This window comes from Kitasatospora sp. NPDC057015, from assembly GCF_042673745.1.
Lineage (GTDB): Bacteria > Actinomycetota > Actinomycetes > Streptomycetales > Streptomycetaceae > Kitasatospora.
The window spans coordinates 66,192-81,330 of sequence record NZ_JBHUSG010000047.1; the positions used below are offsets into that span (position 1 = coordinate 66,192).

The window sequence follows — 15,139 nt, forward strand, 5'->3', positions numbered from 1 at the left end:
GTGGCGGTCACGGGGTCTCCTCGCCTTCCTGGCGGTACATCCGGCGCAGCGTGGCGACCAGCGCGGCGAGCAGGATCAGCACGGTCAGCATGGAAGCGGCCGAGCCGAGGTCGTACTTGTGCAGGGACTGCGCGATCTGGAACGCGTAGACCGGCAGGGTGGTGGTGGCGCCATTCGGGCCGCCCTGGCTGACCACCCAGATCTGCGCGAAGCACTTGAAGGTCCAGATCACCTCCAGCGAGGTGACGAGGGCGAACAGCGGGCGCAGCATCGGGAAGGTGACCAGGCGGAAGGTCTGCCAGGGGCCGGCGCCGTCGAGGCGGGCGGACTCGTAGAGCTCCCCGGGGATGGTGGTGAGCCCGCCGTAAAGGGTGAGGGCGGCGAACGGGACGGACTGCCAGACGATCAGCGCCACCAGGATGGCGTAGGTGGCGTTCCCGTGGGCGAACCAGGCGTAGTCGTGGAACTGGTGCAGCCCCAACTGGTCAAGTGCCCAGTTGACCACTCCGAAGCGGGACTGGAACAGCCACTGGAAGACGGTGGTGGCGGCGATCACGGGGGTGGCCCAGGTGAGCACCAGGGCGCTCATCACGGCGAGGCGCATCCGCCGGCCAAACCGGACCAGCAACAGGGCGACCACGGTGCCGAGTCCGGTGATCAGCGCGGTGTTGAGCAGGGTCCAGCCCAAGGTGCGGCGGACCACGGCCCAGAACTCCGGATCGGTCAGCAACGCGGTGTAGTTGTCGAGGCCGACGAACGGGGCTCCGCCACGGATGAGTTCGGCCATCCGGAAGTGCTGGACGGAGATCAGCAGGTTCCGCAGCAGCGGATAGACCAGGAGGTACGCCGCGCCCACCACGGTCGGGGCGACCAGCAGATACGGCCAGACCCTGGTACGGGCGGGGGGCGGAGCGGTGGACACGGCGATAACTCTCCTGTCAGGGCGTGCTGTTGAGGCCTTTTATCGTGGCCCCGGTGGCGGTCTCGCCGGCGGTGGCCGGGTCGGCGCCGGTGGATTCCTGGGGCATGTGTCCTGTCAGGACGTGCTGTTGAGGGCCTTGGTGATGGCATCGGAGGTGGTCTTGCCGGCCGTGGCCGGGTCGGTGCCGGTGAGCACCTGGGTCATGTACTGCTTGATCGGGTTGCTGGCCTCGACGGCTGCCCAGTTCGGCGAGTTGGGGGTGGCGTGGCCGTTGACCGCACCGGCCGCCATCGCCACCGCGCCGTCGTTGCCGGCCAGCGCACTCGCGAGCGAGGTGCGGTTGGGGACGTAGCTCATCTCCTTGGCCATCTCGGTCTGCCACTTGTCGCCCGCCAGCGCCTTGACCACCTCGTAGGCGGCGGCCTGGTGCTGGGAGGACTCGGGGATCACCAGGTCCGAGCCGCCGGTGAAGACCGCGCCGGGCTTGTCGGCGCTCTTGCCGGGGATCGGGAAGAAGCCGAGCTTGTCCTTGAGCGCGGGGTTGGCCTTGAGGATCGCGTTGGCCCCACCGGGGGTGGAGATCAGCTGGGCGGTGTGGCCCTGGGCGAACACCTCGGCCTGCGGCGGCTTGGCCTCGTCCGCGTCCTTCGGACCCTTACCGAGCGCCTGCAGCTTCTGGTAGAAGCCGATCGCGGCCTGCGCCTGCGGGGAGTCCAGCGCGCCCTTCCACTTGCCGTCGGAGCCCTTGACCGCGAGGTCGCCGCCCTCGTCCCAGACGAACCCGGCCAGCGCGTACCAGGTCTGACCGGCCAGGTAGATGCCGTCGTTGCCGCCGGTGTTGAGCTTCTGGGTGGCGGCGATCCACTCGTCGCGGGTCTTCGGCGGGGTGGTGATGCCGGCCTGCGCGAACAGGTCCTTGTTGTAGATGACCACGCGGTTGGCGGCGTACCACGGGATGCCGTACTGCTTGCCGTCGATCTTGCCGGGCTCGGCGAGGCCGGGGATCCAGTCCTTGCCGTTGAGCTCGGCAGTCTTGTCGCTGAGGTCGTGGACGCCGCCGCTGGCGGCGTACTGGGCGACCTGGGTGTTGCCGACCTCGATGACGTCCGGGGCGTCCTTGCTGGCCAGCGCGCTGGTCACCTTCTGGCCGATGCCGTCCCACTCCTGGATCTGGATGTCCAGCGTGGTGCCCGCGTGGCTGGCCTCGTAGTCGGCCTTGAACCGCTGCAGGTAGCCGTCGGTGAGGCTGTCCTTCATGATCCACACCGTCAGCTTGGCAGGCTTGTCGGCCGCCTGGCTGGACGAGCCGGACGAGGTGGAGGAGCAGCCGGCCAGCGCCGCGCCGGTCAGGGCGAGGGCCAGGGCGGCGGCGATGGGGAGCAGGCGCGGACGCGCGGGGGTTCTCACGGTAGTGCCACCTTGATGGGGGAGGACTGGATAGCTTTCCAGTCGGGCAACTGGTAAGCCGTGAGGAGAAGGTGGCATAGTTGGGGGAGAGTGGTCAAGACCTCTTCCACGCCCGTATCTTCCTCGTGACCAGCGAACTTGCGGCGAACTCAGCGCAGTCGCCGGCCACTGCGGGGCGTAAACCAACTGGTAAAGTCCAGGAACTGGTCTGATTAGGTCGAGCGGAGGAAGGGTGCGGTGATGGTCGAGGGGACCCCCCAGGCGAGGGCGAAGCGGACGAGGGTCCGCGAGTGCCTTCGGGAACTGGTGGACGCCGGCATGCCCGGCGACGGCATCCCGTCCGAGCGGACGCTCTGCGAGAGGTTCGGCGTCTCCCGCCCCACCCTGCGGGCCGCCGTCGACGAGCTGGTGGCGGCCGGACTCCTGGTCCGCGAGCACGGCCGAGGCATGTTCCTCGCCCCCGCCAAGATCACCCAGGAGCTGGCACCGGCCGGCGGCGGGCCGGGCTTCAGCCTCCCGAGGTCCTCCGGCGCCTGGGCCAGCCGCGTCCTGGAGTTCACCACCCTCCCGGCCGGCGCCGGCATCGGCCGCAAACTGCGCCTCACCCCGGCCGCCCACATCGTCCGCGTCGCCCGGCTGTGCCTGGTCGACGGCGAGCCCCTGGCCGTCGAGCACGTGCACGTCCCCGCCGAGCTCGTCCCAGGTCTGGCCCCGACGGACATGGAGAGAGGCGACTTCTACCAGTTGCTCGGCACCGCGCACGGCGTCAAGGTGCACGAGGCGGTCCAGGCGATCGAACCGACCGTGGTCAGCCACCGGGAGGCCAAGCTGCTCGGCGTGCCGCTGCTCTCACCCGCCCTGCGCTTCGAGCGGCTGACCACCGACCGTACCGGCCGACCCGTGGAGTACCTGAACTCCGTCTATCGCGGCGACCGCTACCGGATCGTCTCCAGGATGTCCCTCGCCGAGCCCGACCCGGCCTCCGACCCCTCCCCCGCGGACGGCCCTCGGCACCACTTCGGCATCCGGTCCGGCGGCCCGACCGCCCGCGGCGCCGGCCGGACCTTCACCCGGGGGGATATCCAGCCGCTCCTGTGAGCCGTCTTCCGACCATCACGACCGATCCGGCACGACGGACCTGATCACCTCGCCCGAACAGCCGCGTCCACCGCCCGACCGTGACGCCGGCTCACCCCTCGACGAGGCACGGCGAGCGTCAGGAGGTCCAGACGCTCCGCGCCACCACCGCAGTTCACGAGCCGAAACCGGCCGGCACCGCCGGCGACGGCGTCGCCGCGGTCCTGCGCTTCGCCGCCCCCTGACCGGAGGGCGCCGGCAGGCCGAAGCGGCGCTCGGATCAGCGCCGGCGGCGAGATCACCCGCCAACTACGCCATGCTCGCAGGTCGTGGCGGCCGTGCCGAAGGTTGCTCCGCCCTACCATCGGAGGAGACGGGCCCGAGGCCGCGTCCCGGGCGCCGGCGGCGCAGGAATGAGGCCGGGCCCCGGTCCGGTGGAGGCCGCTCGGAGGCAGGACGCGGGAAGCCGGGCCAGCCCGTATCGTGTGGCAGTCCGCCCTGTCCCGGGTGGGCGCCGTACGGCTGCGGCCGAGGCCGAGGCGAACAGCAGGAGTGCACATGTCCCTTCCGGTCGTTCCCTCCCTCCGGGAACAGATCCGCGGACACATCGTCGAGGGCATCCTCAGCGGTCGGTGGAAGCCGGGCGAGCGGATCGTCGAGCGCGGCATCGCCGCGGAACTGGATGTCAGCCAGGCCCCGGTACGTGAGGCGCTGCGCGAGTTGGAGATGCTGCGGCTCATCGAGTCCTCGCCCAACAAGGGCGTGCGAGTGCGGGTGCTCACTGCTGCGGACCTGGAGGAGATCTACCCGGTGCGGGCCGCGCTTGAGCAGTTGGCCGCCGAAACGGCCGCCCGGCGCGCGACGGCGGACCCCGCGGCCGGCGTGGCGCTCGTGGCGGCCCTGGAGTCCGAGGTGGCGGCGCTCCTCGCGGCCGACCGCAGCGGCGACGTACGAGCGCAGGTGCGGCACACCGTGGCCTTCCACCGCGAACTGGTGCGGGCCTCGGGCAACAGCGTGCTGCTGCACACCTGGGAGTCGCTGGGCATCGAGGTGTGGGCAGCGCTGTCGATCCGCTGGCTGGGCGCCCGCCAGCCCTCGTACGCCGAGGAGCACGAGACGGTCCTGGAAGCCCTCCGGCAGGGTGATCCGCGGGTGGGTGAACTGGTCAGGGACCACGTGCTCGACTGTGCACCGCGTGCCTGACCGGCACGGCTGAGGCGGCGGCGAGGTGGCACTGAGTGCCGATTTCTCCGCGCTCATTTGATCGATCATCGATCAGAGTTAGGGTGACAGCAAGCTGCTCCGGACCGCCTCACAGTGCGTCGGTGGACCCCGTGTCCCGCCGCCGACCGGCCCCGTGGAGCCGCTCCGACCGGGCACCCGCCCGCACAGCCCGTCCGAGAGGCACTGCCATGTCCGACCTGCCGCCCGTCACCGTCCCCAGCCCCCTCGACCAGTTGCCCGACCGGGACCCGGAGGAGACCGCCGAATGGGCGGCCTCCCTCGACGCGGTGGCCGCCGCGGCCGGCCCGCGCCGCGCCGCCTACCTCCTGCGGCGGACCATGGAGCACGCCGAACGGACAGGCCTGCCTGCACCGCGACTGCTTGAGACCGACCACGTCAACACCATCCCCACCGCCGCGGAGCCCCCGCTCCCCGGCGACGAGGACCTCGACCGGCGCATCACCGCCTGGAACCGCTGGAACGCCGCCGCCATGGTCACGCGCGGCAGCCGCCACGGCCTCGGCGGCCACATCTCCACCTATGCCTCCGCCGCCTGGCTCTACGAGACCGGCTTCCAGTACTTCTTCCGCGGCAAGGCCGACGGCTCCGGCGACCAGCTCTACATCCAGGGCCACGCCACGCCCGGCATCTACGCCCGGGCGTTCCTCGACGGCCGCCTGACCGAGGCCGACCTCGACCGGTTCCGCCAGGAGACCGGGCCCGGCGGTCTGCCCTCCTACCCGCACCCGCGCCGCCTGCCCTGGCTGTGGGAATTCCCGACCGTCTCGATGGGCCTGGGCCCGCTCTCCGCCATCCACCAGGCCCGCTTCAACCGCTACCTGCACCACCGCGGCATCAAGGACACCTCCGCCTCCCACGTCTGGGCGTTCCTCGGGGACGGCGAGATGGACGAGCCCGAGTCCACCGCCGCCCTCGCCCTCGCCGGCCGCGACGGCCTGGACAACCTGACCTTCGTCGTGAACTGCAACCTGCAACGCCTCGACGGCCCCGTCCGCTCCAACTTCAAGATCGTGCAGGAGCTGGAGGCCCAGTTCCGCGCCGCCGGCTGGAACGTGGTCAAGGCCCTGTGGGGCGACACATGGGACACCCTGTTCGCCCTCGACACCACCGGAGCCCTCGCCCAGCGCCTGCGGGAGGTGCCCGACGCCCAGGTACAGACCTACGCGACCCGCGACGCCGCCTACATCCGCGGCCACTTCTTCGGCGGCGACCCCGAACTGGCGCGCATAGCCGCGCAGTTGGACGACGCGACCGTCCTCGACTGCTTCCGCACCTCACGGGCCGGCCACGAACCGCGCAAGGTGTACGCCGCCTACCACGCCGCCCTGGCGCACCGCGGCGGCCCGACCGTGGTCCTCGCCCAGACCGTCAAGGGCCACACCCTGGGGGACGGCTTCGCCTCGCGCAACGCCAACCACCAGATGAAGAAGCTTTCCACCGCCGAGTTCCGCGCCATGCGCGACCTGCTGGACCTCCCGATCCCCGACGGCGCCCTCGACGGCGACCAGGTCCCCTACGCCCACCCCGGCGCCGACTCACCCGAGGTGCGCTACCTCCAGGAGCGCCGCGCCGCGCTCGGCGGCCCCGCCCCCGCCCGCCGCCTGCACCCCGCACCGGCACTGCCCGAGCCGGCCGCCGCGCCCTTCGACGCCGTGGCCAAGGGCTCCCGCAGTCAGGAGATCGCCACCACCATGGCCTTCGTCCGCCTGGTCAAGGACCTCATGCGCGACAAGGACACCGGTACCCGCTGGGTGCCGATCGTTCCCGACGAGGCCCGGACCTTCGGCATGGAGTCGCTCTTCCCCAAGCACGGGATCTACTCCCCGCTCGGCCAGACCTACGACCCCGTCGACCACGACCAGCTGCTCAGCTACACCGAGGCCCGCGACGGCCAGATACTCAACGAAGGCATCACCGAGGCCGGATCCATGGCCGCCTTCACCGCCGCCGCCACCGCGTACGCCACGCACGGCGTACCGATGATCCCGTTCTACATCTTCTACTCGATGTTCGGCTGGCAGCGCACCGCCGACCAGATGTGGGCCCTCGCCGACCAGCTCGGTCGCGGCTTCCTCGTCGGCGCCACTGCCGGACGCACCACCATGACCGGGGAGGGCCTGCAACACGCCGACGGCCACTCCCACCTGATCGCCTCGACCAACCCCGCCGCCCGCTCCTACGACCCGGCCTTCGCCTACGAGCTGGCCGTGATCGTCCGCGAGGGCCTGCGCCGCATGTACGGGCCCAACCCCGAGGACGTCTTCTACTACCTGACGGTCTACAACGAGAGCAAGATCCAGCCGCCCATGCCGCAGCGCCCCGGGATCGAGGAGGGCATCATCAAGGGCCTGTACCTCTACCAGGAGGCCGGACCCGCCCAGGACACGAGCCCCGCAGGCGGCACACCCCGGCTGCAGCTGCTCGCCTCCGGCACCGCACTCCACTGGGCCCTGGACGCGCAACGCCTGCTCGCCCGGGACTGGGGCGTGGCCGCCGACGTGTGGTCCGCCACCTCCTGGAACGAGCTCCGGCGCGAGGCCCTGTCCTGCGACGAGGCACTGCTACGGGGCCAGGAGCGCACCCCGTACGTCACTCGCGCCCTGGCGGGCGCGCCGGGCCCGGTGCTGGCGGTCAGCGACTGGATGCGTGCCGTACCCGACCAGATCGCCCAGTGGGTACCGCAGGACTGGAACTCCATCGGCACCGACGGCTTCGGCCTCTCCGGCACCCGCGAGGACGTCCGCCGCCACTTCGGCGTCGACCCCGAGTCGGTAGTGGTCGCCGCCCTGGCCGCCCTCGCCCGTCAGGGCGCCGTGAAGGCCACGACCGTTGCCGAGGCGCGCCACCGCTACGGTCGCTGAGCACCCGTCCTGCCCGCGTGCGCCGTGCACCGCCCGACCCCGGGCGCCGCACGGCGCGCGCGGGACCGCGATCTGCCGGCCGCGTCACCCAGTGCGGTAGACGTCGGTGTGCTCGAAGTCGGGCAACGTGGCCGGACGGCCGTTCTGGAAGCCGGTGCTCACGAAGTCGGCGCCGGTAGCAGCGTTCAACGCCCAGTTGACCAGCACCCGGGTCCGCGCCGTGACGGTCGGCAACGCCAGCAGGTGGTAGCCGCGCGCAACCGCCTGCCCCGGCAGACCGGACAGCCCCACACCGATCGGCCGCGAGACCGCGTAGCCGCCCCCCAGGTCCACCACCAGCCCCAGGTCCCGGTGGAAGTACGGCTCCATCGACGTGCCCCGCAGGTCCGCGACCACGTTACGGGCCACCGCCTTCCCCTGGCGCTGCGAGTGCTGGGCCGTGGGCGCGGTGATACCGCCCTCGCCCATGGCCAGGTCCGGAACGGCGGCGGCGTCCCCCACCGCGAACACACCGTCCACACCCGGAACCGTCATCTCGGGGGTGGTCGCCAGCCGCCCGCGCACCAGGTCCGCGTCGACCGTGTGCACCAGCGCACTGGCCGCCACCCCGGCCGTCCACACCAGGGTGCGGGTACGCAGCGTCCGTCCGTCGGTGAGTTCCACCGAGGTCGGCGTCACCCGGGTCACGCTGGTGTTCAGGCTGATCTCGATACCGCGCCCGCCGAGAACCTTCATCGCCGCCGCACCGAGACGCTCGCCGATCTCCGGCAGCAGCCGCGGTGCGATGTCCACCAGGTGCCATCTCAGCATCGACGGGTCCACGTGCGGGAAGCGCCGCACCGCCGCCTGGGTCAGCAGTTGCAGGCAGGCGGCCGTCTCGGTGCCCGCGTAGCCGCCGCCCACCACCACGAAGCACAGACGCTCGGCCTGTGTCTCAGGGTCGGCGGCGGCCGCGGCCGCGTCCAACTGCCCGATCACGTGGTCGCGCAGGTAGGCGGCCTGGGCCAGGGTCTTCATGCCCAGCGCGTGCTCGGTGACACCGGGAATGTCGAACAGCCTGGTGGTGCTCCCGGCCGCCAGCACCAGCCGGTCGTAGCCCAACTCCCACTCCGCACCCTCGACAGTGCGCACCGCAACCCGCCGTCGCCGGGTGTCGACCCCCAGGGCCATGCCCGGTACGTAGCGGGTGCGGCGCAGGCGCCGCCGCAGCGAAACCGCAACCGACTGCGGGGTCACGACGCCAGCCGCGACATGCGGCAGCAGCGGCAGGTACAGCTGGTAGTCGTGTGGCGAGACCAGTGTGAGCTCGGCCTCCTCGGGCTTGAGCAGTCGCTCCAGACGGTGCAGGCACTCCACACCGGCAAAGCCGGCACCGATGACGAGAATCCGCGGGCGGGGCATGGACACACTCCGGACCTGGGAAGTGGGCTGCAACTCATGCTGGCAGCGCCCTCGCCGGTCTGCACCTCGAATCGGGCTCGGGTAGCGCGTCCTTCACCGGGGCGCTCCCGGCACTTCCCGGCGCCGGATCCGCGCCAGGGGAACGGACGGTGCTGGAACAGTGCGAGTTCGAGCCGCGGCCGCCACGGCCGATGGTGATGCCAGGACACCAGCGACCAAGTTCCGTGGTCACGGCCGTGACGATGACGATCCGATGGTGATGATCAGCAGCCGTCCCGCCGCGGTTGAGGACAGGGCGGTGCCGGGGCACCGGGAAGGCGACTTGATCATCGGCGCGCACGGTCGGTCAGCCATCGCGACCTTGGTCGAGCGAACCATCCGCTGCACCATGCTGGCTGGTCCACCTGCCCGACGGTTCCCGCGACGCCGCAACCGTTCCGCGACGGGCTCGTCCGCGCTGCCCGGTCCCTCCCACCACACCTGCGCGGCTCCCTGACCTGGGATCAGGGAGCCGAGATGGCCCGCCACAAGCAGTTCACCGTGGCCACCGGGACGCCGGTCCACCGGCGAGGCCTGCGGAGGCGGGGCGGTGGCCGGGGCGGTCGGGTCGTGGGCGGGCTGGTCGGGTACTGCTGTCGCGGTAGTCGGTACTGCGGTTGCGGTAGTCGGGAGTGCCTGTAGCTGGGGGACGACCGGGCGGGCTCCTGCGGGCGAGTCTGGAGTGGATATCGGAAGACGGATACGGAAGGCCCCTGACGTGGCAGCTTTTCTCTATCGACTGGGCCACTGGGCGGCTCGGCGCCGGGGCCTGGTGGTCCTGTTGTGGGTAGCGGTGCTGGCCGCGGTCGGCGTGGGCGGACTGACCGCGCCGGGAGCCTCCAAGGGGGACTCCTCGATGCCGGGCATCGAGTCCCAGCAGGCGTACGACCTGATGCAGGAACGCTTCCCCGGGACGAGCGCCGACGGCGCCGGCGCGACGGTCGTCTTCGTCGCCCCGAACGGGCAGAAGGTGACCGCGACGGACAACCGGGCGGCCGTCGAGGAGGCGGTGAAGTCCCTGTCCACCGGCGCGCAGGTGGCCTCGGTCGCGGACCCGTTCGAGTCGGACGCGGTCAGCAAGGACGGCTCCACCGCGTACGCCACCGTCACCTACACGGTGTCCTCCGACGACGTCACCGACGCCAGCCGCACTGCGGTGAACCAGGCCGCCGGCCAGGCACGCGCGGCCGGCCTGACCGTGGAGACGGGCGGCTCCGCGATGGAGGCCCACGAGGGCCTGAGCGGCGTGGCGGAGATCATCGGCATATCGGTGGCGGCCGTCGTGCTGCTGATCACCTTCGGCTCGCTGGCCGCCGCCGGGCTGCCGCTGCTGACCGCCATCGTCGGCGTCGCCGTGAGCCTGTTCGCGATCATGCTGCTCGCCAACCCGCTGGGCCTGTCCTCGGACACCAGCACCCTGGGCATGATGCTGGGCCTGGCGGTCGGCATCGACTACGCCCTGTTCGTCGTCTCCCGCTACCGCGAGGAACGCACCCGGGGCCGCTCCCCGAAGGAATCCACGGGCCGGGCGGTGGGCACCGCCGGCTCCTCGGTGGTCTTCGCCGGCCTGACCGTGGTCATCGCCCTGGCGGGCCTGTCGGTCGTCGGAATCCCGATGCTCACGCAGATGGGCCTGGCCGCCGCGGGCGCGGTCGCGATCGCCGTACTGGCCGCGCTGACCCTCGTCCCGGCGTGCCTGGCCTTCTGGCCCGACGCCGTCCTCTCCCGCAGCGCCCGCAAGGCCCTCAAGCACGGCCGGCACACCCAGGCCGCCACCATCCCCACCGTCCCGGCGGACGGCGAGGCGCCGGAGGCGGGCCGGGGCAACCTGGGAACCCGCTGGGCCCGGTTCGTGCTGCGCCGCCCGCTGCCCGTCCTGATCCTCGGCGTCCTGGGCCTGGGCGCCCTCGCCGTCCCGGCCGCGAGCCTGCAGCTGGGTATGCCCGGCGACGAGGCCAAGTCCACCTCCACCACCCAGCGCCGCGCCTACGACGCGCTCGCCGAGGGCTTCGGCCCCGGCTTCAACGGGCCGCTGACCGTCGTCGTCGACGCCAAGGGCGCCCCCGACCCCGAGGCCGCGGTGAACGCGATCAGCGAGAAGATCGCCCACACCCCCGGGGTCGTGTCCGTCTCACCGGCGAACCTCAACCAGGCCGGCGACACCGCCGTGTTCCGGGCCACCCCCACCACCAGCCCCACCGACGCGAAGACCAAGACCCTGGTCACCAGCATCCGCGCCGAACGCCCCGCCCTCGAAACCGACACCTCCGCGACCTTCGAGGTCACCGGCACCACCGCCCTCAACATCGACGTCGCCGCCAAGGTCCAGTCCGCCCTGGTCCCCTACCTCATCGTGGTCGTCGGCCTGGCGATCGTGCTGCTGCTGGTCGTCTTCCGTTCCGTCGCCGTGCCCTTGAAGGCCGCGCTCGGCTTCCTGCTCTCGGTGCTCGCCGCGCTGGGCACGGTGGTGCTGGTCTTCCAGCAGGGCCACCTCGCGTCCCTGTTCGGCGTCCAGCAGACCGGCCCGATCATGAGCCTGATGCCGATCTTCCTGGTGGGCATCGTGTTCGGCCTGGCCATGGACTACGAGGTCTTCCTCGTCTCGCGGATGCGCGAGGCCTACACCCGCGGCGAGAGCGCCCGGCAGGCCGTGGTCTCCGGGTTCCGGCACAGCGCCCGCGTCGTGGTCGCCGCCGCACTGATCATGATCGCGGTGTTCTCCGGCTTCGTCACCGAGAACGGCTCCATGGTCAAGATGATCGGGTTCGGCCTGGCCACCGCCGTCCTCCTGGACGCCTTCGTCGTCCGGATGACGATCGTGCCCGCCGTCCTCGCCCTCCTCGGCGACAAGGCCTGGTGGCTGCCGAAGTGGCTGGACCGCCTCCTGCCGCGCGTCGACGTCGAGGGCGAAGCCCTCGACCACCACCCCGAGGAGCAGGCACCCGCCCCCGACCACAGCGAGAGGGAACCGGCACAGGCGGGCCGGTGATTCGGCCGCAGGCCGACCGCCCGACCGCGGGCCGCCCGGGCCCCCGCCCCGGGCGGCCCGCCTCCCGTCCGACCCCGCCCCGCTCGGCGACCATGGAAGCGACCGGGCACCACCCCCACCGGAGAGGCAGCATGACCAGCCACCTGGAGCGCTACGGCCGCCGCCACCCGCGCGCGGCCGACGCCGTGCTGGCGGTGACGCTGGGCGCCTGCATGGAACTCGGCGCCCATATCAGCACCAGCGACTCCCACCCCCCGCACAACCCCTGGCCCGCCCGCCTCCTCGCCCTCGCCTGCACCGCCGCCCTCTACACCGCACGCCGCCACCCCCGCACCGCACTCACCGTCACTGCCGCCTGCGCCGCCGTCCTCACCGCACTCGGCCACCTCCCCAGCCCCCTACTGCTGGCCCCCGTCATGGCCGCCCTGTACTGGATCGCCGCACTCACCGACTCCCGCACCACCGCCACCTACGGCTACACCACCGCCGCCCTGCTGCTGGCCACCTCCCTCGCAGGCGCACCGCTCGGCAACGACTTCCTCCTGCGCACCCTGGGCACCGCCCTGTGGCTGCTGCTGCCACTGTCCCTGGGCGGGATGAGCCGCTTCCGCCGCGCCTACCTGCACACCATGCAGGAGCGGGCCGCGAACGCCGAGCGCACCCGCGAGGAGGAGGCCCGGCTGCGCGTCGCCGAGGAACGCATGCGCATTGCCCGTGAACTGCACGACGCGGTCGCCCACCACATGGCCGTCGCCAACGCCCAGGCCGGCACCGCCGCCCACCTCCTGGCCGCCGGCCGCCCCGAGCAGGCCGGACAACTCCTCGCCGACCTCGCCCACACCACCTCCACCGCGCTGCTGGAACTGCGCAACACCGTCGGCGTCCTGCGCCAGGCCGGCGACCCCGACGCGGACCCGCTGGAGCCCGCACCCGGCCTGAGCCGCCTGCCCGACCTCCTCGCCGCCCTCGAATCGGCGGGCCTGACCGTCACCACCACCACCGAAGGCACCGCCCGCCCGCTGTCCCCGGGCGTCGACCTCACCGCCTACCGCATCGTGCAGGAGGCCCTGACCAACGCGGCCAAATACGCCTCGAACCACACCGCCGACCTGCACCTCGACTACACCGGCTCCCGCCTGCGCATCACCGTCACCAACGACGGCCCGCCCGCCCCGCCGCCCGTGCCCGGCGGCGGCTACGGCCTGATGGGCATGCGCGAACGCGCCCACTCCGTCGGCGGCGACCTCACCACCGGCCCCCACCCCCAGGGCGGCTTCCAAGTCACCGCCACCCTCCCCCTCCAACCCCCCACCGCCCGTCCCCAGGAGAACCGTTGACCATCCGCGTCCTGCTCGCCGACGACCAGGCCCTACTGCGCGGCACCTTCCGCCTCCTGATCGACTCCTGCGACGACCTCGAAGTCGCCGGCGAAGCCGCCGACGGAGACGAGGCCATCGACCTCGCCCGCGCCCTGCAGCCCGACGTCGTCCTGATGGACATCCGCATGCCCCGTACCGACGGCCTGACCGCCACCACCGCGATCTGCGACGACCCCGACCTCGCCGGAACCCGCGTCCTGATCCTCACCACCTTCGAGACCGAGGAGTACGTCGCCCGCGCCCTGCGCGCCGGCGCCAGCGGCTTCCTCGGCAAACACGCCACCACCGACACCCTCCTCGACGCGATCCGCACCGTCGCCGCCGGCGAAGCCCTCCTCTCACCCGCCGCCACCCGGGCCCTGATCACCCGCTTCCTCACCACCCCCGCCTCCGGCCCACCCCTGGCCCCCGCCGAACGACTCGGCGACCTCACCCCCCGCGAACAGGAAATCACCGCCCTCGCCGCCCTCGGCAGGTCCAACGACGAGATCGCCGCCGAACTCGTCCTCAGCGTCCTGACCGTCCGCACCCACATCCAACGCGCCATGACCAAACTCGGCGCCCGCGACCGCGCCCAACTCGTCGTCATCGCCTACCAGAACGGCCTCGTCCGCGCTGAACCACCCCAGACCTGATACGACACCACCCGACCACCTGCCGGCCGGCAACCGGGGAGCCAGGGGCAGCCGCAGACACGCACGACCGGCAAGGTGTGACAGCGACCCGATGCTCGGCCAGGAACCCCGGCCGAGCATCCGGCTGAACTCTGCGGCCTAGGCAACCAGCCGAAGAGGGGGGTGGCGGGGTTGGCCCGTCGCCGGTCGATCGCGGCAGGTCGGGCAGCAAGCACCACCTGATCTGCGACGGCAACGGAACGCCGCTGAAGGTCATCACCACCGGCGGCAACATCCCCGATGTCACGCAGGCCCTCGCGCTGGTTGACGGCGTCCCACCCGTGGCCGGCCTACCGGGCCGACCCCGCAAGCGGTCCAAGTCCCTGCTCTGCGACAAGGGCCACGACAGCAGACACGTCAGACGAGAGCTGATCAGGCGCCGGATTCTGCCCGTCATCTCCCGACGTGGAGAGCCGGACGTCCGCGGCTCGGGGAAGCTCCACTACGTGGTGGAGCAGACCTTCGCCCTGCTCCACCGGTTCAAGCGCCTCGCCGTCGGCTGGGAACGCCGCCCCGACCCGCACGACTCACTCATCTCGCTCGCGTGTGCGCTCATCTGCTGGAGAAGGCTCAACAAGCCAACGGCGTGATCATGTGACGAGCTCTGAACGGCCTGGATGAAGTCGTCGAAGATCGCCGTGCGGGCGGCCTCGGGCAGGCCCTCGCGGTTCTTCTGCAGGACGATCAGGTCGCGCGAGCGCTCCTTGGCCTGGACGTAGCCGGGCGCGTGCCGGCGGTTGAAGCCGACCATCAGCGAGCGGCCAGTCTGCTCGGCCAGGTCGACCACGGACCTCGACGCGCGGATCGACAGCGGTGTCCGGGCCGCCTTCGTGCACGCCGTCACCGAGCAGCACGTGCCGATCACCGAGAAGCTGCTGAACGCCGGTGTCGACGTCTACGTCGACAAGCTGCTCGACCACCGCCTGGCGGGCGCCCGCCGGCAGCGGCAGGTCCCCGTTGTCGGGACAGCCGGCCCCGTCGAAGTGGGTGAGGCTGAAGTCCTCGATCGAGGTGTCGGAGTTGCGGTAGCCGGACGGCGAGGCGGTCGGGGTGTCGGGGCTGAACTGCACCCCGCCGAAGGGCACCACGGCTCCCGGGTAGGTGGAGCCGCCCGCGCCGCCGCCGACGGGGTTCGGCGCGTTGCT

11 protein-coding genes and 3 pseudogenes are annotated in these 15,139 nt (G+C 71.9%); 9 read left to right on the forward strand and 5 right to left on the reverse strand.

The genetic code is table 11. The annotated features are described in order from the left end of the window. Nucleotides 1-7: 7 nt before the first annotated feature. Nucleotides 8-922, reverse strand: coding sequence for a carbohydrate ABC transporter permease (locus ACFTWP_RS32765; RefSeq protein ID WP_380268606.1), 915 nt, complete (start codon nucleotides 920-922; stop codon nucleotides 8-10). 114 nt (nucleotides 923-1,036) lie between these two features. Continuing rightward, nucleotides 1,037-2,329, reverse strand: a complete 1,293-nt coding sequence (locus ACFTWP_RS32770; protein WP_380268607.1) for an extracellular solute-binding protein — start codon at nucleotides 2,327-2,329, stop codon at nucleotides 1,037-1,039. Between the two features lie 240 nt (nucleotides 2,330-2,569). Here ACFTWP_RS32770 and ACFTWP_RS32775 point away from each other — a divergent pair, with 240 nt between their 5' ends. The 4 genes from ACFTWP_RS32775 to aceE all read left to right on the forward strand — a co-directional run bounded on the left by ACFTWP_RS32775 (nucleotide 2,570) and on the right by aceE (nucleotide 7,512). Beyond that, entirely contained in the window at nucleotides 2,570-3,427 is an 858-nt protein-coding gene (locus tag ACFTWP_RS32775; RefSeq protein ID WP_380268608.1) for a GntR family transcriptional regulator, read from the forward strand. A gap of 80 nt (nucleotides 3,428-3,507) precedes the next feature. Beyond that, a complete protein-coding gene (locus tag ACFTWP_RS32780; RefSeq protein ID WP_380268609.1) occupies nucleotides 3,508-3,651 on the forward strand; it encodes a hypothetical protein in 144 nt (47 codons plus the stop codon). A gap of 313 nt (nucleotides 3,652-3,964) precedes the next feature. After that, on the forward strand, nucleotides 3,965-4,609 hold the full coding sequence (locus ACFTWP_RS32785; RefSeq protein ID WP_380268610.1) for a GntR family transcriptional regulator: 645 nt from the start codon (nucleotides 3,965-3,967) through the stop codon (nucleotides 4,607-4,609). Between the two features lie 209 nt (nucleotides 4,610-4,818). Then, complete coding sequence (gene aceE, locus ACFTWP_RS32790) at nucleotides 4,819-7,512, forward strand: pyruvate dehydrogenase (acetyl-transferring), homodimeric type (RefSeq protein ID WP_380268611.1); 2,694 nt, start codon at nucleotides 4,819-4,821, stop codon at nucleotides 7,510-7,512. Nucleotides 7,513-7,596: 84 nt separating this feature from the next. Here the strand turns inward: aceE and ACFTWP_RS32795 are convergent, their stop codons facing one another. Continuing rightward, a complete protein-coding gene (locus tag ACFTWP_RS32795; RefSeq protein WP_380268612.1) occupies nucleotides 7,597-8,913 on the reverse strand; it encodes an NAD(P)/FAD-dependent oxidoreductase in 1,317 nt (438 codons plus the stop codon). A 256-nt stretch (nucleotides 8,914-9,169) separates the two neighbouring features. Here ACFTWP_RS32795 and ACFTWP_RS32800 point away from each other — a divergent pair. The 5 genes and pseudogenes from ACFTWP_RS32800 to ACFTWP_RS32820 form a co-directional block, all read left to right on the forward strand. Then, nucleotides 9,170-9,314 (forward strand): annotated as a pseudogene (locus ACFTWP_RS32800) (IS30 family transposase); the annotation flags it as partial. A 356-nt stretch (nucleotides 9,315-9,670) separates the two neighbouring features. Next, complete coding sequence (locus tag ACFTWP_RS32805; protein WP_380268613.1) at nucleotides 9,671-11,941, forward strand: MMPL family transporter; 2,271 nt, start codon at nucleotides 9,671-9,673, stop codon at nucleotides 11,939-11,941. Between the two features lie 131 nt (nucleotides 11,942-12,072). Then, nucleotides 12,073-13,278 (forward strand): sensor histidine kinase, encoded by a 1,206-nt coding sequence (locus ACFTWP_RS32810; RefSeq protein ID WP_380268614.1) that lies wholly within the window; start codon nucleotides 12,073-12,075, stop codon nucleotides 13,276-13,278. Beyond that, nucleotides 13,275-13,955: a response regulator gene (locus ACFTWP_RS32815; protein ID WP_380268615.1), complete on the forward strand. Its 681-nt coding sequence runs from the start codon at nucleotides 13,275-13,277 to the stop codon at nucleotides 13,953-13,955. The genes ACFTWP_RS32810 and ACFTWP_RS32815 overlap by 4 nt, the downstream gene beginning before the upstream one ends. Before the next feature lie 131 nt (nucleotides 13,956-14,086). Next, nucleotides 14,087-14,584: a transposase gene (locus ACFTWP_RS32820; protein WP_380268621.1), complete on the forward strand. Its 498-nt coding sequence runs from the start codon at nucleotides 14,087-14,089 to the stop codon at nucleotides 14,582-14,584. A gap of 11 nt (nucleotides 14,585-14,595) precedes the next feature. Here ACFTWP_RS32820 and ACFTWP_RS32825 read toward each other — a convergent pair. Both ACFTWP_RS32825 and ACFTWP_RS32830 read right to left on the reverse strand, forming a co-directional pair. Then, nucleotides 14,596-14,790: pseudogene (locus ACFTWP_RS32825) on the reverse strand (gfo/Idh/MocA family oxidoreductase); the annotation flags it as partial. Nucleotides 14,791-14,977: 187 nt separating this feature from the next. Further along, nucleotides 14,978-15,082, reverse strand: a pseudogene (locus ACFTWP_RS32830) (hypothetical protein); the annotation flags it as partial. Between the last annotated feature and the right edge of the window lie 57 nt (nucleotides 15,083-15,139).

Excerpts from the sequence above, each read along its gene's own strand:
- ACFTWP_RS32810 (WP_380268614.1), top strand. The coding sequence starts at position 12,073 with ATGACCAGCCACCTGGAGCGCTACGGCCGCCGCCACCCGCGCGCGGCC.
- aceE (WP_380268611.1), top strand. The coding sequence starts at position 4,819 with ATGTCCGACCTGCCGCCCGTCACCGTCCCCAGCCCCCTCGACCAGTTG.
- ACFTWP_RS32795 (WP_380268612.1), bottom strand. The coding sequence starts at position 8,913 with ATGCCCCGCCCGCGGATTCTCGTCATCGGTGCCGGCTTTGCCGGTGTG.
- ACFTWP_RS32775 (WP_380268608.1), top strand. The coding sequence starts at position 2,570 with ATGGTCGAGGGGACCCCCCAGGCGAGGGCGAAGCGGACGAGGGTCCGC.
- ACFTWP_RS32785 (WP_380268610.1), top strand. The coding sequence starts at position 3,965 with ATGTCCCTTCCGGTCGTTCCCTCCCTCCGGGAACAGATCCGCGGACAC.